The 19,557-nt window shown below is 70.5% G+C and carries 19 protein-coding genes; 8 read left to right on the top strand and 11 right to left on the bottom strand.

Annotation, left to right across the window (positions count from 1 at the left end; genetic code table 11):
- The first annotated feature begins 4 nt into the window (after positions 1-4).
- On the top strand, positions 5-376 hold the full coding sequence (locus VPH61_RS17695) for an HNH endonuclease (RefSeq protein WP_332064828.1): 372 nt from the start codon (positions 5-7) through the stop codon (positions 374-376).
- A gap of 30 nt (positions 377-406) precedes the next feature.
- On the opposite strand, the gene VPH61_RS17690 is transcribed toward VPH61_RS17695, so the two are convergent.
- From VPH61_RS17690 to VPH61_RS17675, 4 genes are all read right to left on the bottom strand, one after another.
- The gene (locus tag VPH61_RS17690; protein ID WP_332064827.1) at positions 407-1,417 is read right to left on the bottom strand and encodes a hypothetical protein; all 1,011 of its coding nucleotides are present in this window, start codon (positions 1,415-1,417) and stop codon (positions 407-409) included.
- Between the two features lies 1 nt (position 1,418).
- Positions 1,419-1,763 carry a PadR family transcriptional regulator gene (locus VPH61_RS17685; protein WP_332064826.1) on the bottom strand — a complete coding sequence of 115 codons (345 nt, stop codon included), beginning with the start codon at positions 1,761-1,763 and terminating at the stop codon, positions 1,419-1,421.
- Between the two features lie 103 nt (positions 1,764-1,866).
- Positions 1,867-2,433 carry a hypothetical protein gene (locus VPH61_RS17680; RefSeq protein ID WP_332064825.1) on the bottom strand — a complete coding sequence of 189 codons (567 nt, stop codon included), beginning with the start codon at positions 2,431-2,433 and terminating at the stop codon, positions 1,867-1,869.
- 194 nt (positions 2,434-2,627) lie between these two features.
- Entirely contained in the window at positions 2,628-4,184 is a 1,557-nt protein-coding gene (locus tag VPH61_RS17675) for a molybdopterin-dependent oxidoreductase (RefSeq protein ID WP_332064824.1), read from the bottom strand.
- 152 nt (positions 4,185-4,336) lie between these two features.
- On the opposite strand from VPH61_RS17675, the gene VPH61_RS17670 reads away from it, so the two are divergent.
- The gene (locus VPH61_RS17670) at positions 4,337-6,664 is read left to right on the top strand and encodes an excinuclease ABC subunit UvrA (RefSeq protein ID WP_332064823.1); all 2,328 of its coding nucleotides are present in this window, start codon (positions 4,337-4,339) and stop codon (positions 6,662-6,664) included.
- 94 nt (positions 6,665-6,758) lie between these two features.
- The gene (locus VPH61_RS17665; RefSeq protein WP_332064822.1) at positions 6,759-7,559 is read left to right on the top strand and encodes an SDR family oxidoreductase; all 801 of its coding nucleotides are present in this window, start codon (positions 6,759-6,761) and stop codon (positions 7,557-7,559) included.
- 102 nt (positions 7,560-7,661) lie between these two features.
- Here VPH61_RS17665 and VPH61_RS17660 read toward each other — a convergent pair whose 3' ends face one another.
- Genes VPH61_RS17660 through VPH61_RS17650 form a run of 3 tightly spaced genes read right to left on the bottom strand, consistent with a single transcriptional unit; the run spans position 7,662 to position 10,037 of the window.
- Positions 7,662-8,441 carry a DivIVA domain-containing protein gene (locus VPH61_RS17660; protein WP_332064821.1) on the bottom strand — a complete coding sequence of 260 codons (780 nt, stop codon included), beginning with the start codon at positions 8,439-8,441 and terminating at the stop codon, positions 7,662-7,664.
- Positions 8,438-9,628 carry a globin domain-containing protein gene (locus tag VPH61_RS17655; RefSeq protein ID WP_332064820.1) on the bottom strand — a complete coding sequence of 397 codons (1,191 nt, stop codon included), beginning with the start codon at positions 9,626-9,628 and terminating at the stop codon, positions 8,438-8,440. Before VPH61_RS17655 ends, VPH61_RS17660 begins: the two co-directional genes overlap by 4 nt.
- Before the next feature lie 4 nt (positions 9,629-9,632).
- On the bottom strand, positions 9,633-10,037 hold the full coding sequence (locus VPH61_RS17650) for a group I truncated hemoglobin (protein WP_332064819.1): 405 nt from the start codon (positions 10,035-10,037) through the stop codon (positions 9,633-9,635).
- Positions 10,038-10,223: 186 nt separating this feature from the next.
- On the opposite strand from VPH61_RS17650, the gene VPH61_RS17645 reads away from it, so the two are divergent.
- Positions 10,224-10,457, top strand: a complete 234-nt coding sequence (locus VPH61_RS17645) for a hypothetical protein (protein WP_332064818.1) — start codon at positions 10,224-10,226, stop codon at positions 10,455-10,457.
- A 71-nt stretch (positions 10,458-10,528) separates the two neighbouring features.
- Here the strand turns inward: VPH61_RS17645 and VPH61_RS17640 are convergent, their stop codons facing one another.
- Together VPH61_RS17640 and VPH61_RS17635 are read right to left on the bottom strand one after the other, a co-directional pair.
- On the bottom strand, positions 10,529-11,221 hold the full coding sequence (locus VPH61_RS17640) for an alpha/beta hydrolase family protein (protein WP_332064817.1): 693 nt from the start codon (positions 11,219-11,221) through the stop codon (positions 10,529-10,531).
- A 4-nt stretch (positions 11,222-11,225) separates the two neighbouring features.
- On the bottom strand, positions 11,226-12,329 hold the full coding sequence (locus VPH61_RS17635; protein WP_332064816.1) for a DUF2207 family protein: 1,104 nt from the start codon (positions 12,327-12,329) through the stop codon (positions 11,226-11,228).
- A 151-nt stretch (positions 12,330-12,480) separates the two neighbouring features.
- Between VPH61_RS17635 and VPH61_RS17630 the strand changes: the two genes are divergently transcribed.
- Positions 12,481-12,702: a hypothetical protein gene (locus tag VPH61_RS17630; RefSeq protein WP_056011644.1), complete on the top strand. Its 222-nt coding sequence runs from the start codon at positions 12,481-12,483 to the stop codon at positions 12,700-12,702.
- Between the two features lie 18 nt (positions 12,703-12,720).
- Here VPH61_RS17630 and VPH61_RS17625 read toward each other — a convergent pair whose 3' ends face one another.
- The gene (locus VPH61_RS17625) at positions 12,721-13,749 is read right to left on the bottom strand and encodes an FUSC family protein (RefSeq protein ID WP_332064815.1); all 1,029 of its coding nucleotides are present in this window, start codon (positions 13,747-13,749) and stop codon (positions 12,721-12,723) included.
- A 10-nt stretch (positions 13,750-13,759) separates the two neighbouring features.
- Complete coding sequence (locus VPH61_RS17620; RefSeq protein ID WP_332064814.1) at positions 13,760-15,688, bottom strand: BCCT family transporter; 1,929 nt, start codon at positions 15,686-15,688, stop codon at positions 13,760-13,762.
- A gap of 69 nt (positions 15,689-15,757) precedes the next feature.
- On the opposite strand from VPH61_RS17620, the gene VPH61_RS17615 reads away from it, so the two are divergent.
- From VPH61_RS17615 to VPH61_RS17605, 3 genes are all read left to right on the top strand, one after another.
- A complete protein-coding gene (locus VPH61_RS17615) occupies positions 15,758-17,416 on the top strand; it encodes a DUF885 family protein (protein WP_332064813.1) in 1,659 nt (552 codons plus the stop codon).
- Positions 17,417-17,456: 40 nt separating this feature from the next.
- Entirely contained in the window at positions 17,457-18,395 is a 939-nt protein-coding gene (locus VPH61_RS17610) for a 5'-3' exonuclease (protein ID WP_332064812.1), read from the top strand.
- Positions 18,396-18,579: 184 nt separating this feature from the next.
- Complete coding sequence (locus tag VPH61_RS17605) at positions 18,580-19,494, top strand: DMT family transporter (RefSeq protein WP_332064811.1); 915 nt, start codon at positions 18,580-18,582, stop codon at positions 19,492-19,494.
- Positions 19,495-19,557: the final 63 nt, after the last annotated feature.

Here is a 19,557-nt window from a genome sequence, read left to right as displayed (position 1 = left end):
CGCCATGGCGGTCAGTCGGAGCCGTACGGCGGTCTACGCGCGTCGGCGCAAGCGGCGCATGGCGCAGCACACGCACGACCTGAGCGACGAGCAGTGGGACGCGCTCACCGCGGAGTGGCAGGGGTGCGCGTACTGCGGTGCGAGCGATCGGCCGCTGCAGCGCGACTGCGTGCAGCCGATCTCGCGCGGCGGCCGGTACACACTCGGCAACGTCGTTCCCGCGTGCGGATCGTGCAACGCCAGCAAGTCGAACGACGAGGTCACCTCGTGGCTCCGGCGCAAGAAGCTCGACGAGCGCGCGTTCCTGCTGCGGCATCACGAGGTCGGCGTGCTGATGGCGGCGCGATTCCCGATTCCGGATGCTTCGCGCAATTGAGCCGAGCGTTCGGCTCGTGCGAGCGCAGGGTCAGTTGCTGAGGACCGGCGCGCGGGTCGGCGTCAGGCGGCGCACGTGGATCACGATGTCGAACACGAAGACCAGCATGATGCCGATGAGGCAGACGCGCGTGACTTCTTCGGCGGCGGGCGAGACGAAGATCGGGCCGGCCGCGAGGCTCCACGTCACCAGCGCGAGGAAGGCGACGTCGTTCGCGATCGAGGTCAGGCGGATCGTGCGGGTGTAGCGGCCGGCGATGAGCAACGCGAACCCGCCGGCGAATGTCATGGCCCAGAGCACCACGAACCAGGGTGCGCGCCACGCGAGGAACTCGGGGTCGAATACGAAGGCGTCGATGACCGGCTGCGGCAACCCGGGTGCGATCACTGCCAGCCAGGGCAGCGCGATCAGCACCGAAGCACCGAGCGCGCCGAACGACATCGCGAGCACGAGACCCGCGCGGTTGACCCGGTCGCGATCGAGCACCTGGGGCGGGATCCGCGGCGCCATCCGGGGCTCGGCCTGGGGCAGGCTCTCAGACGCAGTTTCGACGCGGTCCCGCCGATGCCTGATCATCGCCGCGATGAGCGTCAACGTGATCATGAATCCCGGCCACCAGAACGCCCCGAGGCCGCCGCTCAGCCACCAGGCGGGCAACGGCGCCCACCAGGCGCCTGCGACGCCCGCCGACTCGGCCCACTCGGCGACTCCGGGGTCGGCGTACGCGATCGGGAGGGTGACGGCCCACTGCAGCGCGACGCCGCCGAGGGCGAACCACGCGAAACCCGGTGCGTCCGCAGGGCGGATCACGGTGAAACCGGCGGGGCGATAGCGGTCGGCCACGTCCTGCGGTCGGCCGAAGGCCGCAAGCAGCTCCATGACCATCGGCTCGTCGGCGGGTCGACCGGCCACCTCGGCGCGACCCGCGAGCTCCTCCCGCAGCAGCGATCGGAGCTCGAAGCCGACGTCGGCTCGCTGTCGCCGAGGAATGCGCCCGACGACGTCGCCGACGTAACTCTCGATGATGGCGTTCGGATCCATGTCAGCTCTCCTCGTGCAACAGCGCGGCGACGACCGAGGTCAGGGACCCCCACGCCGTGGTCAGGTCTCGATAGGTCTCGGCCCCCGCAGGGCTGAGCGTGTAGTAGCGACGGGGCGGCCCGTCGTCGATGCGCCACTCGGAGGCGAGCAGCCCCTGCCCCTCGAGCCGGCGGAGCAGCGGATAGAGGGTGCCCTCCTCGATCGGCATCCCGCGCTCGGCGAGCGCCTGTCGCAGGGAGTAGCCGTATTGCGGCGTGCGCAATTGCGACAGCACCGCGAGCACGAGCACGCCCTTGCGCAGGTCCTGCTCGAGCTTGCCCGACTGCTCGGGGCGACTCTCTACCATGCGCGCCACATTACATAGCGCCACACAGTAGGTCAATACCCGTCGACCGGATGCCGCAGCGCGGGCAGATACTCCGAAGAGAGCGATGCTGCGGCGCGCCGCGTCAGAGGGGTCGAGACTCGTCGAGGGCTCGGCGGAGTCCGGCCGGGTTGAACAGCCGGAGCGCGGTCGATGACAGGACCGTCGTCGGTGCGCCGAGGAGCTGGCCCGCGATGACCTCCAGTTCTTCGGCGGAGTCGCTCCCTCTCGCCGGATCCGTTTCGGCGAGCAACTCGAATTCGTCGGCCTCCATCCCGATCGCCAGTGGCCCCATGACGCGGACGTTCGACGCACCGTGGTCGCCGAACGCACGCAGGAGCTCGCCGCGTCGCAGCGTCAAGCGTTCGCCGAGCGGCAACTGATCGAAGCGCTCGTGAGCGACCGCAGGCGCCGAGCCGTCTGCACGACGTGCGGCGCCGGTGCCGCCTCCGTCGCCCGCCGTGCCGGCGTTGCCTGTGCCATCCGCGACGGCTGAGTTGCCTCGGCCGCGAGCTTCGGCGAAGTCCGCGACCGCATCGCGGACGATCGACTTCTTCGTCGTGCCCAGGAAGTAGGCCAGCTCCGAGACGAGGCGATCGGTCGCGGCATCCACCTTGATGGGCTTCTCGGTGGTTTGCTTCTCCCTGGTCACTTGGCGCCTCTCGTGCCTGTCGTGAGCGGCGGAGTGGGGATTCCCGTTCGGAAGTCGGTACCGAAGTACCGAAGTACCGAAGTACCGACGATCTGCGGAGACACACTCCACCACGATCGCTCGACCGGATCGGGCATCCGCTCGTGGGCCGTGGATTCGGGCGGTGCTGATCAGGGTGTGCAGGACGAGTGCCGTCACCGCACCTCGACGGTGACCTCGTCGAGGCCCGTCGCGCCGTCGGGCACGACGCCCTGGCGCTTCGCGGTCTGCACGTCGCCGTCGGCGCCGATGGCTCGCACGCGGACGGTGTGGGAGCCCGCCGAGGCATCCGCCCACTCGAACTTCCACTGCACCCAGGTGTCGTCGTTGATCGCCGTCGCGAGCTCGGCCTCGCGCCAGTCGCCGTCGTCGATCTGCACCTCGACCCCCGCGATGCCGACGTGCTGGTGCCAGGCGACGCCGGCGATCACCGCCGAACCGGGGGAGACCGACTGCCCCTGGCGGGGCACGTCGATGCGCGAGGAGAGCTTGATGGGGCCGCGCTCGCTCCAGCCGCGGTCGGTCCAGTAGGCGGATGCCGCGTCGAACCGCGTCACCTCGAGGTCGACGACCCACTTCGTGGCCGAGACGTAGCCGTAGAGCCCGGGCACGACCATCCGCACCGGGAAGCCGTGCTCGGCCGGAAGCGGCTCGCCGTTCATTCCGACGGCGAGGATCGCGTCGCGGTCGTCCTGCAGCGCCTCGAGCGGCGTCGACGCCGTGAAGCCGTCGATGCTGCGCGAGAGCACCATGTCGGCATCGGCCGACGGGCCCGCGCGTGCGAGCAGCTCGCGGATCGGGTAGCCGAGCCACACCGCGTTGCCGATCAGATCGCCGCCGACCTCGTTCGACACGCACGCGAGGGTCGTGATGCTCTCTTCGAGGGGAAGGGCGAGCAGCTCGTCCCAGGTCAGCGTGATCTCGCGGTCGACCAGGCCGTGGATGCGCAGGCTCCAGTCGGCGGGGTCGACCGCCGGCACGGCGAGGGCGGTGTCGATGCGGTAGAACTCGGCGTTCGGCGTGATGATCGGTGCCACGCCGTCGATGCCGAGCTCGGCACCGGCCGGCACGGTCGCCGTGGTCGAGGCCTTCGGCAGTGTGATCGCGTCGCGCACGGCGGTGACCGCGCGGGCGCCCGCCTGCAGGGCGTAGCCGCCGAACGCGGCGAGCGCGCCGAGCGCGACCGCGCCACCCGCCCAGCCGAGGAATCTTCGGCGGTCGACCCCCGAGGGTTGATGAGAGCTCGGCTGGCGCGTGTCCCCAACCCGCGGAACACGCCGCAGCAGGAACGTCAGCGCGAGCATCGCCGCGATCGCAGCCACGGCCGACGGCACGATCGCGAGCATCGAGGCGTTCGCCCGGCTCGCCCCCGCGACGGCGCCGACGACGCCCACCGCGCCGATCACGACCATGCCCCACGGCGGACGCCGCGCCTCGAGCACCCCGGCCGCACCGGCGACGGGAAGCAGCACGACGCCGATGCCCACGAGCAGTGCGGCCTTGTCGCCCGTGCCGAAGAGCGCGATCGCCGCGTCCTTCGCCCACGGCGGGGCGAGGTCGATGAGCAGCGCGCCGACGACGACCAGCGGACTCGACGCCGCGGCCACCACTGCGGCGACGAGTTCGCCGATGCCGAGGCCCAGGGCGACGGATGCCACGCCCGCCACGGCGGGCAGCACCCATCCCCTTGCAGGTCCGGTCGTCTCTGGCATGCGCACAGCGTACGCTCGTCGCGCTCGCGCGGGCTGAGCGGCATCCGCTCATCGAGGCATCGCACGTCGCGGCATCCGCTCTGCCCAATGTCGCCGCGCCGTGTCAGAATCGTGAGTCGCGGGCGGGCGCCCGCGACGAGGGGAGCAGCCGAATGACCGCGACCGACGAGACCGTCAGCGACCGCAGCACCGACGAGCGCAGTGCCGGCCGGCACATCGCCGACGCTCACGACCTCATCGAGGTGCGCGGGGCGCGCGAGAACAACCTGAAGAACGTCTCGCTCGACATCCCGAAGCGCCGGCTCACGGTGTTCACCGGGGTCTCGGGCTCCGGCAAGTCGAGCCTCGTATTCGGTACGATCGCCGCCGAGTCGCAGCGCCTCATCAACGAGACCTACTCGGCCTTCCTGCAGACGTTCATGGCCTCGCCGTCGCGCCCGGAGGTCGACAGCCTGCGCAACATCTCGGCGGCGATCATCGTCGACCAAGAGCGCATGGGGGCGAACTCGCGCTCGACCGTCGGCACGGCGACCGACGCCAACGCGATGCTGCGCATCATCTTCTCGCGGCTCGGCCAGCCCTACGTGGGTCCGAGCTTCCACTTCAGCTTCAACGTTCCCGCCGGCATGTGCATGCGGTGCGAGGGCATGGGCGAGGTCAACGACATCGACCTCGACGAGCTCTTCGACCGCGACAAGTCGCTCGCCGAGGGCGCCATCACCATTCCCGGCTACACCGCCGACGGCTGGATGGTGCGCATCTACTCAGAGGGCGGCTTCCTCGACCCCGACAAGAAGATCCGCGACTACACCGAGCAGGAGCTCGACGACTTCCTCTACAAAGAGGGCGTCAAGGTCAAGGTGCAGGGCATCAACATGAGCTACGAGGGGCTCGTGAACAAGGTGCAGAAGAGCTTGCTCTCCAAAGACCGCGACGCGATGCAGCCCCACATCCGGGCCTTCGTCGACCGCGCCGTCACCTTCACGGCCTGCCCCGAATGCGGCGGCTCGCGCCTGAACCAAGAGGCCCTGGCGTCGAAGATCAAGGGCATCAACATTGCGGATGCCGCGGCGATGCAGATCTCCGACCTCGCCGTGTGGCTCGAAGACCTCTCCGACCCCGAGATCGGCCCGCTCGTCGAGTCGCTCAAGGAGACGATCGACTCGTTCGTCGAGATCGGCCTCGGGTATCTGAGTCTCGACCGCACCTCTGGCACGCTCTCGGGCGGCGAGGGCCAGCGCGTGAAGATGATCCGTCACCTCGGCTCGAGCCTCACCGACATCACCTACGTGTTCGACGAGCCGACCGTCGGCCTGCACCCGCACGACATCCAGCGCATGAACGAGTTGCTCGTGCGCCTTCGCGACAAGGGCAACACGGTGCTCGTGGTCGAGCACAAGCCCGAAGTCATCACGATCGCCGACCACGTCGTCGACCTCGGCCCCGGTGCCGGCCGCGCCGGCGGCGAGATCTGCTTCGAGGGCGATGTCGCGGGCCTCCGCGCTTCCGACACCCTCACCGGCCGTCACCTCGATCACCGTGCCACCCTGCGCGACGCGGTGCGCGAGGCATCCGGTCACCTGCAGATCCGCGATGCCCGACAGCACAACCTCACCGGCGTCGACGTCGACCTGCCGCTCGGCGTGCTCACCGTCGTCACGGGCGTCGCCGGTTCGGGCAAGTCTTCGCTGATCCACGGCAACGTGCCGAAGTTCGACAACGTCGTTGTGGTCGACCAGGCTCCGATCCGTGGGTCGCGCCGCTCGAACCCGGCGACGTACACGGGGCTGCTCGACACGATTCGCACGGCGTTCGCGAAGGCCAATGGTGTGAAGCCGGCGCTGTTCAGCGCGAACTCGGCGGGTGCCTGCCCGAACTGCAAGGGCATCGGGCTCGTCTACACCGACCTGGCCATGATGGCGGGCGTCGCGAGCGTCTGTGAAGAGTGCGGTGGTAAGCGCTACACCGCCGAGGTGCTCGAATACACGCTGCGCGGCAAGAACATCAGCGAGGTGCTCGACATGCCGGTCGACGCGGCACTCGAGTTCTTCGAAGAGAAGCCGGCGCGAGCCGTGCTGCAGCGACTGAGCGATGTGGGCATCGGCTACCTGGGTCTCGGGCAGTCGCTCAACACGCTCTCGGGCGGTGAGCGCCAGCGTCTGAAGCTCGCGATCAACATGGCGAAGAAGGGCTCGATCTACGTGCTCGACGAGCCCACGACGGGACTGCACCTCGCCGACGTCGACCGGCTGCTCGCGTTGCTCGACCGGCTCGTCGACGACGGCAATACGGTCATCGTCATCGAGCACCACCAGGCGGTCATGGCGCACGCCGACTGGATCGTCGACCTCGGGCCGGGCGCCGGCCACGACGGCGGTCGCATCGTCTTCGAGGGCACCCCGCGCGCCCTCGTCGAGGCTGCAGCCACCGACGCGGCGACGCTGACGGGCACGCACCTCCGGGAGTACGTCGGCGCCTGACGCGAGCCAGCGCCGTCCCGAAACCTCACAGCTGGAAATCAGTTCGATCTGCTCTTCGAGCGGCGGCATCGACGACGGGCGTAACGTCGATGACATGAGCAGAACGTATGTCATCACCGGAGCAGGATCAGGCATCGGAGCGGCCGCTGCGGCCCTCGTCACGGAGCGCGGCGACCGCGTCATCGGCGTCGACCTGAAGGGCGCCGACATCACCGCCGACCTCTCGAAGCCCGAGGGCAGAGCGGATGCCGCGGCCGCCGTCATCGAGGCATCCGGAGGGCGGATCGACGCGGTCATCGCCGCGGCCGGCATCTCTGCGCCGGTCCCGTTGACCGTGGCCGTGAACTTCTTCGGCGTCACCGAGTTCCTCGACGCGCTCGCCCCGACGCTCGCGAAGGCCGATGCTCCGCGCATCGCCGTGGTGAGCTCGATGGCGAGCCTGCAGCCGAACTCGACCGCGCTCGTCGCCGCGCTGCTCGCGGGCGATGAGGCGAAGGCGCTCGAGATCGGCGGGGCGCTCGCCGATCAGGGGCCCGAGACCGGCTACCTCAACTACCCGTCGTCGAAGCGCGCGCTCAGCCGCTGGGTGCGTCGCGAGTCGATCGCGCCGCGCTACGCCGGTGCGGGCATCCCCGTGAACGCCGTCGCACCGGGCACGGTCGTCACTCCGATGACCGCACCGCTCCTCGCCACGGAGGAGGGGCGTGCGATGGTCGACGCGGCCGTGCCGATGCCGCTCAACGGCCACTCCGACGCCGCCGTGATCGCGAGGCTCCTCGCCTGGCTCACGAGCGAGGAGAACACGCACGTGACGGGCCAGACCATCTACATCGACGGCGGCGCGGACGCGACGCTCCGCGGCGACGACATCTGGAGCTGGGCCGACCCGAGCTGAGCGCGGGCTTCGTGCTCGACCGGCCCGACGACCCGCGGGCCTCGCATCGCTCGTGCTGCGAGCGAAGTGAGGCCCGTCAGGCTGTCAGCTCGTCGAGCAGGATCACGGGCTGACGTACGTCTGCCGCTGGATCGTCGGCTGCGGCGGAACCGCGGGGAGCCAGTCCGGTTCCTCGTCGGGGAACTCGTCGTCGGGCGCTCCAGGCGTCGCAGACTCGGCCACCTCGGCGGCCTCTGCCACGTCGGCCGCATCGGGCTGAGGCAGCGTGCCGAGCCGATCGACCTGCTCGGTGAGGGCGTCGAGCACCGAGCGCAACTGGATCTGGGCGACCTGCGCGTAGGTGCGCACGTACTCGATCTCGGGCATCGACGGCAGCGGGATGCTCGCGGTCGTCGTCGGCGGTTCGACCGCCGCCGGCGCGGCGGCTGCGGCTGCGGCCGTTCGCTCCTGTGCCTCGCGGTACTGCGTGCGGGCGGTGAGCACGAGGTCGCGGGCGTACTCCTCGGCGTCGGCGACCGCCTTGTCGGCGATCACCTGGGCCTGCGAGAGCAGTCCGACGGCGCCGAGCGTCACCTCGCGCTCGAGCTCGGCGGAGTCGGAGGTGCGGAGCTTCGTGTTCTCGGCACGAAGTCCGTCGAGTTCACGGCGGACCTCGGCATGCTCGCGGCGGTCTTCGGCGAGCGCCGTCCGCACCTCGTCGACCGTGCGTGCGAGATCTGCCAGGTACGCGTCCACCTCGGAGCGGTCGTATCCGCCGAGCGGGCGTGAGGCGAACTTCACCGCACCTGACTCGGGCAGACGCGAGACGGCGGCGACGAGGCCGCCTTCGGGCACGGGCGGCCCCTGGATCGGGAGTTCGTCTTGGTCGCCCCAAGTGGTCATCGGGCACTTCCCATCGGTTCCTCCACGCGCGACGACGGCTGCGGGTCGCGCAGTCCGTCTTCGTCGAGCGTGGCGAACAGTTCGAAACGGATGTCGGGGGACGGCACGCCGAGCTCCCGCAGTCGGGAGGCGGTGTGGCGCACCATGGACGGCGACCCGCAGATCATCGCGAGGGCGCCGGGGGAGACGTCGGCCTCGATGACCGCGTCGCTCACGAAGCCCTTGCGGCCGGGGTAGCTCGGGTCGTCGGACACGACGGGCGTGTAGCTGAACCACGGCCGACCGGTCAGGCTCTGCATCAGGCGGTTCTCGTACAGATTCCACGGAACCCGAGCACCGTGGAACAGGTGCACGCGCGGGGCGTCGCCGGTCGCCTGCCACTGCAGGTCGATGCGCTCCAGATGTGCACGCAGCGGGGCGAGCCCGGTTCCGCCGGCGACCATGACGAGGTCTCGACCGCGGTCGTCCTCGGAGAGCGTGAGCTCCTGCCCGACGGCCGAGCCGAGGCGCAGCACGTCACCGGCCTTGAGGCGCCGCACGACGGCGCCCGAGACCTGTCCGCCGGCCACGAGCTGCACGTGGAACTCGATCGTGCCGTCCGCCCGCGGCGCATTGGCGGCGCTGAGGTAGCGCCACAACCGCGGGGTGTACGGCGTCTCGACGGCGAACGACTGCCCGGGCTCGAACGGGAGGCCGGGTTCGGGGCGCACGTGCACGATCGCGATGTCCATGCTGCGGCGCTCGACCGCGGTGACGTGACCCTCCCAGGAGGCCGGACTGCTGAGCTCCGACTCCTCGGCGGCCTGCACCATCGCGGTCGCGATGATGCCGTACGCACCGGCCCAGTCCTCGGCGAGCTCCGGGGTCCAGAGGTCGCCGAGGAAGTGCTGCAGGGTGGTGAGCAGGGAGAGGCCGACCGCGTCGTAGTGCTCGGCGATGACCTCGAACCTGCGGTGGTCACGACCGAGTTGCCCGATGAACGCGCTCACCTCGTCGAGCTGGTCGACGTTGGACACGATGCGCCCGAGCGCGCCGACGAGTCGGTCGCGCTGGGTGGCCATCGAGACCGGGAACATCGCCCGCAGTTCGGGGTGGGTGTAGAAGAGGTGCGAGTAGAAGAAGAGCGGCACCTCGTCGCCGAGCGTCTCGGCCAGCGACCAGGTGTGCTTCAGCGCAGCGGTGTCCACGCCGTCAGTCTTGCGTCGCGCTGACCTCGACGATGTCGGGTTGGGTCGCGGCGACGGCGGTCACGGTACGGTCGACGATCTCGGCCGGAACACCGGCCTCGGTCAGCGCGGCGATCAGGTGTTCGGCGACGGCGCCGAACTCCTCCGCCGTGATGCCCATGTTCGCGTGAGCCGCACGCAGGTCGCGGCCCTCGTAGGCGACCGGGCCGCCCATGACCTGGGAGACGAGCGCGACCTGGTGCCGCTTGAGGCGGACCATCTCGATGCCCTCGAAGTGCTTCAGCAGTCGGTCGTCGGCGAGCACGAGCTCGTAGAACCGGTTGACGACGGCGGTGACGGCCGGGGCGCCGCCGACGGCGGCGTAGTCGCTCTGGGCTTCGGGTTGGGTCTGCAGATCGAGGGAGTTCATTCGGGCGTCCGTTCGTTAGGGGGGTGTGAGGACCCCCCTTTCCTAGCAGAACGCGCACCCTCAGATCAAAGCATTCGTTGCAAGTCGCATCAGTTCGGATCCGGCGTTCAGCCCCGTCGGGCACCCTCCGGTATGCTCCGGCCCGCTCCGTTCCTCCGCCTCGTTCGCCGCGGATAGGCTGGCGGGGTGGAACTCGGTCTGGCCTTCGCCCTCGCATGGGCCGTGCTCGCGCTCGGCGCGGGCTCCGCGCTCATCGCCAAGCGCCGCTGGCTCTCCGAGACGATCACGGCGGAGCGTCAGTCGACCGTGGCGCGCGCGGGAGCTCGCGGCCCGAGCTCCAAGGTCTTCCTGATCGTGGGGCTGGGCTTCGTCGCCATGGGCCTGTTCATCATCGTCTGGTCGGCGTCGGCCGCCTTCTGACCCGCGCCGGTCACGATCTCCGACGACGACGACCACGACCTGACGACGACCACGACCTGACGACGACCTCGCTACTCCGCCCGAGCGCGCCCGCGCACGAAAGCCGCGACGGGTGCGGCGAGCCCCGCCCCGATCTCGGCGGCGGGGCGCTTGGCCCTCTTCACCTCGAAGGTGTGGTTCGCATCGGCGATCCAGTCCAGCACGGCGTTCGGCCCGATTCTGGCGGCGACCTCGTCGAGCTGCTCGTTGGGCTTGGCGAACGGATCGTTCCGACCCTGCAGGAAGAGCATCGGCACCGTGATGCCCGGCAGGTGCTCGTCACGCGGCTTCTCGGGCTTGCCCGGCGCGTGCAGCGGGTAGCCGAGGAACACGAGGCCCGCCGCCGGCATGCCCTCGGCGACGGCCATGGAGGCCATGCGCCCGCCGAATGACTTGCCCGACGCCCAGATCGGCTCGTCGGGGCGGCCGGCGTCGGCGGCACGTGCGGCCGCGGCATCCATCACGGCGCGCCAGGTCGCGATTGCGACCGGCGGGCGGTCGGGAAACTTGCGACCGGCCTCGCGATACGGGAAATTGAAGCGCAGCGTCGCGAATCCGTCGTCGTTCAGCGCTCGCGTGAAGCCCGACATGAACGGATGCTCCATGCCGGTGCCCGCGCCATGGGCGACGACGATCGTGGCCGTCGCGGCCGGCGGGCGGGCGTACACGGCCGAGACGGGCGCCCCGTCGACGTCGATGGTGATGGACTGCTCGTCGGTCGTCATGGCGCTACAGGTTGAACAGTTCGAAGACGCCGCCGATGACGTTGCCCGCGCCGTCGGCGAGGTCGCCGACGGCCGAGGTCAGCTCGACGACGCTACCGGCCGCCTCGATGGCGATGGCGATCTCGGCCGTGACGTCGACGAGGTCGCCGAGGGTGTCGAGGTTCATCCGGCCGAGCTCGGTGTGCTCGAGCTTGAGCTTCGCGATCCACTCGCGTTCGAGGCCGAAGATCACGGCGTAGGGCAGCAGCCGCTCGTGCAGGTGGAAGCGAGTGACCGGGTCGGCCTGCTCGGGCGCCGCGGCTGGCGGGGGCGTTCCGGCCGGCGCCTGCGCCGCGGCATCCGTCGTTCGCAGCTCGGGGCCCGTTCGCAGCTCGGCTCCGCTCGGCGACTGCAGCGCGCGCAGCCGGTCGGCCTCGGCGAGCTCGAGGTACTGCTTCAGGCCGGCGAGGTGCTCGCGACGGGAGTCGGCGGGCGGCAGGAACCTGCGCCACGACGACGGCGTCACGAAGATCGTCGCGATCGTCGCCGCGATCGCGACGACCGTCGCGATGAGCGCGCCCCACTCGCCGCTCACGATCGTGAAGACGAGGAACAGCGCCTCGACGAGCATGCCGAGGTAGGCGAAGACGGTCAGGGTGACGCCGGGCCAGGTCACGCGGCGCTCGGCCACGAACCCGTCGCGGGCGAGGGCGTGCTCGGTGTTCAGCAGCAGGCTCTTCAGGCGCCCCGCGAGGGCGCGCCGGTCGGCCGAGAAGCGGCGCACGCGCGTGCTCGTGTGCTCGGGGCCGAAGAGCGCCTCGAGCAGCGCCGCCTCCTCGGCGGTGAGCACCGCTCCCGACACGAGTTCGACCCCGATCGGCTCGCGCTTGCCCTCGCCGGCGATGAGGCGGATCTTGCGCTTCACGGCGAGGTCGATGAGGGCAGCGGATGCCGCGCGTCGGTCGGCATCGACGAGCAACGCGTCGCGGAGCACCGTCGAATCCCGCTCGGGCGCGTACTGCACGACGCGCGGCTTCAGGCGCTGAGCGGCGACCGCGCGCGCGACCAGCCCGAGCCCCAGGATGAGGAACGCGGGCAGGATCGCGAAGACGAGCACGGCGGTCAGCACGCGCCCAGTCTAGGGATTCCGCCGGTTCCGGCGCGGGAGGGCGGGAACGCGCGGTCGTCGGCAGGCGCGCGTGCGGTCGGCGAGTGGCCGGCCGTCGCGACGCGCGCCCACGCTGCCGCGGATGTCGGAGGCCCGGCGTACCGTGACTGCCATGACGAAGCAGATGCAGCACTCAGCACCCCACCTGGTGATCGATGAGCCGTGTCCTCGCTGCGACTCGCTCGCGGTGCGCGCCATCGTCTACGGTCCGCTCGACTTCGAGGTCGAGGCCGGCGACGCCGCGGGCGCGCTCGCGCACGACGAGGAGCCGATCTTCGACTGCCGCGAGTGCGGGTTCCAGTGGGGCGCGGCGGTGCGCGACCGCCTGAGCTGACGAGGGCCGGACTGACGGTTACTCCTCCACGAGCTCGTCGCGGATGCGCCGCAGATCCTCCATGAGCGAGCCGATCAGGATCCAGTGACCCGACTTCGGTGGGGTGATCACGAGTGGTGACGTGAGCGCCGGGATCGCCGAGGTGAGTGGCTCGGGGTCGACGTCGGCGAGGTGCACGGCGAGCCGCACGTCGTGGGCCGCCCGGCGCAACTGCTCCGCGATCGCCTGCACGGTCGGCTCGTCGGCGAGTGCCGCGTCGTAGTGGTCGAAGAACGCCCGGGTCATGCCGATCACCTGGGTGACGATCGGGCTCAGCCGGTCGAGCAGCGTGCGCATCTCGATGAGCTCGCTGCGGTGCGCGGAGCGTCGGGGGTTCAGCGTCAGCGATTCCTCACCCGTGGCGATCGAGGCATCCGCTGCATCACGCATCGGACGCATGAGCCGGGCCTCGACCATGAGGCGCTGCAGGTCGGCGGGCGTCTGCGGGCTCTCGAGCGCGCTCGCGAGCCGGTCGAGGGAGCCTGCGAGTTCGCCGCCCAGGAGTGACAGGTCGCGCCGCGCCGGCGAGACGACGACCGGCGGCACGATGAGTGCGTTCACGACGATGCCGATCGCCGCGCCGATGAGCGTCTCGAGGATGCGGTCGACGGCGTACTGGGGCGACGAGGAGCCGAGGGCCAGCACGAGCATCGCGCTGATCGCGACCTGGTTCGAGGTACCGGGTGTCATCTTCAGCGCCCACGCGACGAGCATGGCGATCACGATCGTGACGAGGATGATCCAGCCGTCGGCCCCGAAGACGAGCGACGCGGCGGTGGCGACGAGCACCCCGAGGATCACGCCGATCGACCGTTCGATCGCCTTGCCGAACGACTGGTTCACGCTCGGCTGCACGACGAGCAGGGCGGCGATCGCGGCGAAGACGGGCAGAGGCCCCGGGATCAGCCAGCCGGCGATGAGCCAGGCCGCGATCGTCGCGGCCGACGCCTTCGCGACCTGCAGGATCGGCACGCGCTTCGTCGCGCGGAACGTGCCGGTGATGCCCATGCGACTCACGCTACTGCGGGATGCCGCGGGGCTCGTCCTCCCCGTGCTCGGGGATGTCGGGGTCGTCGTGATCGGCCAGCGGGTCGTGGTCGACGATCTCGTCGACGTCGGCGGTCGGCACCGAGTCGGGCAGTGCGTTCTCCTCCGCGAGGGTCGCGGGGGAGGCGCGGCGCGGGCCCGCGACATCCGTGCCGAGCCGCAATCGCCGGCGCAGCCCGCGCACCCAGTTCGGCTGCCCGGCGATGAGGCCGCGCTCGAGCGGCTCCTCGACCTCGAGCCCGTAGTGCTCGCCGATGTGGTCGATGAACTGGGCGCGCTCGGCCTTCGCGTAGGCGCGGCGCTCCCTCGTGAAGGCGATGATCGTCGACCAGCAGATGAGCAGCATGACGATGCTGAACGGCAGCGCGATGATGATGGCCGCGGTCTGCAGCGCCGTGAGGCCGCCCGTCAGCAGCAGCGCGATCGCGAGCAGTGCGGTGATCAGCGTGAAGAAGATGCGGATCCAGCGCTTCGGGTTCAGCTGACCGCCGGTGGCGATCATGCCCATCACGAGCGCACCCGAGTCGGCGGAGGTGACGAAGAAGATCGTGATGAGCAGGATGACGCCGACGGTCAGCACCGGGGTGCCGGGAATGTAGGTGAGCAGCTCGAAGAGCGCGGCCTCGACGTTGACGCTGCCGTCGGGCTGGGTCAGCGCCCCGGGGTCGGCGAGCTCGATCGCGAGTGCCGAACCGCCGAGCACGGCGAACCAGAGGATGCCGATGAGCGTCGGCACGAGGATGACGCCCGCGACGAACTGGCGGACGGTCCGCCCCTTCGAGACGCGGGCGATGAAGATGCCGACGAACGGCGCCCACGAGATCCACCAGCCCCAGTAGAACGAGGTCCACGAGGCCTGCCACTCCTCGCCCTCGGTGCCCTGGAAGGCGCTCACGTTGAACGAGAGGCCGATGAAGTTCTGGATGTAGTTGCCGATCGACTGCACGAACTCGCGCAGCAGGAACTCGGTCGGGCCGGTCGCGAGCACGTAGACGACGAGCACGGCGGCGAGCACGAGGTTCGCGGTCGAGAGCCACTTCATGCCCTTCGTGACGCCCGACAGCACCGACCACAGCACGAAGACGGAGATGACGAGGATGATGATCACCTCGCTGAGCGCGCTCGGCTCGAGGACGCCCAGGTAGTCGAGGCCGGCGCTGATCTGCAGCACGCCGAGGCCGAGCGAGGTCGCGACGCCGAAAAGGGTGCCGACGAGCGCGATGACGTCGATCGTGTGGCCCCAGCCGCCCTCGACGCGCTTGCCGAGCAGCGGCTCGAGGGTCCACCTGATGGAGATCGGCCGGCGCCGACGATGAATCGCGTAGGCGAGGCCGAGCCCGACGACGACGTAGATCGACCACGCCTGCACGCCCCAGTGCAGGTACGTCTGGCTGAGCGCCTGCTGCGCGAGGGCCTCGGGCGGGCCGGCCACGCCGGGCCGCGGCGAGACGAAATGGCTGAGCGGCTCGCTCACTCCGTAGAAGACGAGCCCGATGCCCATGCCGGCGGCGAAGAGCAGGGAGAACCACGAGAGCAGCGAGAACTCGGGCTCGTCGTCGTCGCGGCCGAGCTTGATGTCGCCGAACCGGCTGAAGCCGACGAAGAGGCAGAACGCCACGAAGAAGGCGGCGATGAGCACGTAGTACCAGTTGAAGGTGTTGACGATGCTCGACTGGATCGCGCCGAACATGGCCTCGGCCACCTTCGGGGCGATGAGCGCGAACGCGACGAAGAGGGCGACGACGACCGCGGCCGGCCAGAACACCCAGCGCTGCACGGGCGGCAGCGAACGGTGCGGAGCCGAGCCCGCGGCATCCGTTCTCCCCACACTGCCAGTGGCCCGTGCCGGGGGATCGCCCGGATCGGAGTGCTCGGTCGGCTCGTTCGGCGCACCGCTCATACGCCCACGCTAGCGAGGCGCGCGCGTGGCCGCACCGCCCCCGCGCCGCGCCGGGCTAACGTGGCACCCATGGCTGACTTCGACGCAGACCTCGCTCGGCTTGGTGCGGAGTTCTGGGAGTGGCGCGCCGCCAACTCGTTCCGCACCTCCGACGACATCCCGCGGCTCGAACGGCCCGTCCGCTGGCTGCCGCGCTTCGACCCGGCGTCCGTCGACGAGCAGCGGCGCGAGCTCGCCGACTTCGTCGAACGATGGCGGGCGACGGATGCCGCGAGGCTGCCGATCCCCGACCAGGTCGATCACCGTCTCCTCGGGTCGGCGCTCGCGCGGGTGCGCTGGGAGCTCGACGTGCTCCGCAACTGGGAGCGCGACGCCGTCTTCCTCACGAGCCAGATCCTCGGCCCGTGGTTCGACCTGCTGCTCGAGCCCGCACCGTTTGGAGCGGTGCGGCAGGTCGGTCTCGTCGCCGTGCTCGAGGCGGTGCCGGGCGCCGTCGACCAGGCGATCGCGAACCTCGAGCGCGCCGGGGTCGCCGCGCTCGCGAGGGTCGCCGTGGCCGAACTCGACGGCATCGGGCCCAGGCTGGCCGAGTCCGTCTCCGCCCTCACTCCCGAGGTCGACCGTGCGACGGCGAGGGCGCTCGCCGAGGCGCAGCCCGCCGCGAGTGCGGCGCTCGACCGGTACGCGCAGTGGCTCGAGGCATCCGCCGACCGTCTCGGCCCCGAGGTCGTCGTGGGCCGCGACGCCTTCGTCTGGTACCTGCGGCACGTCGCGCTCGTTGCGGCCGAGCCCGAAGAGCTCGTGCGCGGCGCCCTGCAGGAGTACCGTCGTGCGATCACGGCCGAGACGATCTCGCGGGGTCGGCACCGCGAGACTCCCGAGGCGCCGCTCGCGCGCGACCTGTCCGCGGAGATCGCCGCCGAGGCCGAGGCGGAGGTCGAGGTTCGGGGCATGTACGAGCGCGAGGGGCTGCTGAGCCAGCCCGCGTCGCTTCGCCGCTACCGGTTCGCGGCGTATCCGGCCTACCTCGAGCCCATCGCCTTCCTCGGTGTGACCGACGACCTCACGAACGAACGGTCGCGCGACCGCGATGCGGTCTCGTACGTGCCCGCTCCCGCGGCCGACCTGCCGTACTTCGACGCGGCGAACGCCCGGGATCCGCGGCTCGGCATCATCCACGAGGGGGCGCACAGCCAGCAGCTCGCACTCTCGTGGGGGCACCCGCGAGCGATGCGCCGGCACTATGTCGATTCGGTCGCCAACGAGGGCATCGCCCACTACAACGAAGAGCTCATGCTCGACGCCGGCCTCTTCGACGACGCGCCCCACTCGCAGACGACGGTGCACAACTTCATGCGCTTGCGCGCGCTGCGGGTCGTCGTCGACGTGAATCTCGCGACGGGCGCCTTCAGCCTCGACGAGGCGATCGACGCGTTCGTGCGTCTCGTGCCGATGGATGCCGCGACGGCCACCGAAGAGACCTCCTACTACGTGGCGACGCCGGGCCTCGCGATGTCGTACCTCGTCGGCAAGCTCGAGGTGAAGCGACTGCTCGCCGATGCCGTGGTCGCACGCGGCGACGATTTCTCGCTCCGCGAGTTCAACGATTCCCTCTGGCTGAACGGCAACGTGCCGGTGTCGCTGCAGCGCTGGGAGCTGCTCGGCGACCGCGCCGACGTCGACGTGCTCGATGCCGCGGGCGACTGGGTCGACACCTTTCCGGGGTAGGCGGTAGGTGCCCGGGGCGGCGCCGTGCCATGATCGGCCTGTGGCCGACCGACTGATGCTCCTCGACACCGCTTCGCTCTACTTCCGCGCGTTCTACGGCGTGCCCGACTCAATCACGGCGCCCGACGGCACGCCCGTGAACGCCGTGCGGGGCCTGCTCGACATGATCGCGCGCCTCGTCCCCGACTTCGAGGCGACGCACCTCGTCGCCTGCTGGGACGACGACTGGCGACCGGGCTGGCGGGTCGAGCTCATCCCGAGCTACAAGGCGCACCGTGTCGAGCGGGCCGTGCCCGGCGGCGTCGACGTCGAGGAGACTCCGCCCGGACTCGTCGCGCAGATCCCGCGCATCCGCGAGGTGCTCGGCCTCCTCGGCATCGCCGTCGTCGGAGCACCCGAGCATGAGGCCGACGACGTCATCGGCGCACTCGCCACCGGTGCCGAGCAGCCCGTCGACGTCGTCACGGGCGACCGCGACCTCTTCCAGCTCGTCGACGACGAGGCATCCGTTCGCGTGATCTACACGGCGCGGGGCATGAGCAGGCTCGAGGTGCTGACCGACGCCTCGGTCGTCGGCAAGTACGCCGTGCTGCCGCAGCAGTACGTCGACTTCTCGGTGATGCGCGGCGACACCTCCGACGGTCTGCCGGGCGTTGCGGGCGTCGGCGAGAAGACCGCGGCGTCGCTCCTGCGCGAGTTCGTCGACCTCGAGGGCATCAGGGCGGCGGCAGCGGATGCCTCGGTGCCGATGTCGGCGAGCGTGCGCGCGAAGTTCGCGGCGGCCGCCGACTACCTCGACGTCGCGTCGACCGTCGTCTCGGTCGTGCGCGATCTCGAGCTCGGCGAGATCGACTCGAGGCTGCGACCTGTCACCGGCGAGCGCCGCGAAGCGCTCGAGAAGCTCGGCGCCGAGTGGAACCTCGGGGGATCGGTGCCGCGCGTGCTCGCGGCGCTCGACGCGCTGTCGCCGGTCGGGTAGATCCGTCGCGCGGCCGGTGCCGAAGTACCGAAGTGCCGAAGTGCCGAAGTGCCGCCCCGTGCGCACACGACGGGCCCGCCTCCGGGGAGGTGTGCCCGACGATCCTTCGGTCGTTGGCGGAAAGTCGCGGCGATTCGGCAGCGGACCCGTCGTGGCCTCCGGCTGCGGCGATCAGAATGATCGGGTGACTCGTCGAGGGCTGATCCTGTTCGCCGCACTCGGCATCGCATGGGGCATCCCGTACCTGTTCATCAAGGTGGCGGTGAGCGAGCTGGACCCCGCGATGGTCGTGCTCGGGCGATCGGCGCTGGCTGCGGTCCTGCTGCTGCCGCTGGCGTTCTTCCGCCGCGAGGTGGCGGTGGTCGTGCGCCGCTGGAAGCCGATGCTCGCCTACACGATCGTCGAGATCATCCTGCCGTGGTACTTCCTGAGTTCGGCGGAGCAGCACCTGCCGAGTTCGACCGCCGGACTCCTGCTCGCCACCGTGCCGCTCGCGGGCGTCGCGATCGCGTTCGCGATGGGCCGCCCCGAGCGGCTCTCGCGCCTGAACTGGCTCGGCCTCGCGCTCGGCATGCTCGGCGTCGCGGCGCTCGTCGGCCTCGACATCGCCGGCTCCGACCTGATCGCGGTCGCGCAGATGGCGGTCGTCGTCGTGGGCTACGCGCTCGGCCCGGCGATTCTCTCGCGCTGGATGTCGGACCTGCCGGGCGTCGGTGTCGTCGCCGTCTCGCTCGCGGCGACGGCCGTCGTGTACGTGCCGTTCGTGCTCGCCACGGGCGGCTGGCCCGCGGTATGGCCGTCGCAGGCGGTCATCGTGTCGATCGTCGTACTCGCGGTGATCTGCAGCGCGCTCGCGTTCCTGCTGATGGTGGGGCTGGTCGCCGAGATCGGCCCGGTGAAGGCGACCGCGATCACCTACGTGAACCCCGCCGTCGCGATCCTCGCCGGGGTGCTCGTGCTCGGCGAGCGGGTCACCATATGGACGATCGTCGGCTTCGCCCTCGTGCTCGCCGGCTCGTATCTCGTGACGCGTCGTCGGCGCGCGCCGGTCGCGGCAGAGGGGCCCGAGGCGGCTTCGGCGGAGCAACGGCTCGCATAGCAAGGGCCGAGCGGATGCCGCGGCAGCACGTCGTCGTCGGTGCCCGTCGCACGGAGTTCGGCG

The sequence above is a fragment of the Agromyces sp. CCNWLW203 genome, from assembly GCF_036576125.1.
In the GTDB taxonomy this organism is placed as follows: Bacteria; Actinomycetota; Actinomycetes; order Actinomycetales; family Microbacteriaceae; genus Agromyces.
This window is presented reverse-complemented; position numbering and strand designations above follow the sequence as displayed.

What these genes read in the sequence shown, in the direction of transcription:
- VPH61_RS17695 (WP_332064828.1), top strand. Translation starts at nt 5, where the DNA reads ATGGCGGTCAGTCGGAGCCGTACGGCGGTCTACGCGCGTCGGCGCAAG.
- VPH61_RS17660 (WP_332064821.1), bottom strand. Translation starts at nt 8,441, where the DNA reads ATGACCACTTGGGGCGACCAAGACGAACTCCCGATCCAGGGGCCGCCC.
- VPH61_RS17630 (WP_056011644.1), top strand. Translation starts at nt 12,481, where the DNA reads ATGACGAAGCAGATGCAGCACTCAGCACCCCACCTGGTGATCGATGAG.
- VPH61_RS17620 (WP_332064814.1), bottom strand. Translation starts at nt 15,688, where the DNA reads ATGAGCGGTGCGCCGAACGAGCCGACCGAGCACTCCGATCCGGGCGAT.
- VPH61_RS17640 (WP_332064817.1), bottom strand. Translation starts at nt 11,221, where the DNA reads ATGACGACCGACGAGCAGTCCATCACCATCGACGTCGACGGGGCGCCC.
- VPH61_RS17670 (WP_332064823.1), top strand. Translation starts at nt 4,337, where the DNA reads ATGACCGCGACCGACGAGACCGTCAGCGACCGCAGCACCGACGAGCGC.
- VPH61_RS17690 (WP_332064827.1), bottom strand. Translation starts at nt 1,417, where the DNA reads ATGGATCCGAACGCCATCATCGAGAGTTACGTCGGCGACGTCGTCGGG.
- VPH61_RS17625 (WP_332064815.1), bottom strand. Translation starts at nt 13,749, where the DNA reads ATGGGCATCACCGGCACGTTCCGCGCGACGAAGCGCGTGCCGATCCTG.
- VPH61_RS17665 (WP_332064822.1), top strand. Translation starts at nt 6,759, where the DNA reads ATGAGCAGAACGTATGTCATCACCGGAGCAGGATCAGGCATCGGAGCG.
- VPH61_RS17675 (WP_332064824.1), bottom strand. Translation starts at nt 4,184, where the DNA reads ATGCCAGAGACGACCGGACCTGCAAGGGGATGGGTGCTGCCCGCCGTG.
- VPH61_RS17615 (WP_332064813.1), top strand. Translation starts at nt 15,758, where the DNA reads ATGGCTGACTTCGACGCAGACCTCGCTCGGCTTGGTGCGGAGTTCTGG.
- VPH61_RS17685 (WP_332064826.1), bottom strand. Translation starts at nt 1,763, where the DNA reads ATGGTAGAGAGTCGCCCCGAGCAGTCGGGCAAGCTCGAGCAGGACCTG.
- VPH61_RS17650 (WP_332064819.1), bottom strand. Translation starts at nt 10,037, where the DNA reads ATGAACTCCCTCGATCTGCAGACCCAACCCGAAGCCCAGAGCGACTAC.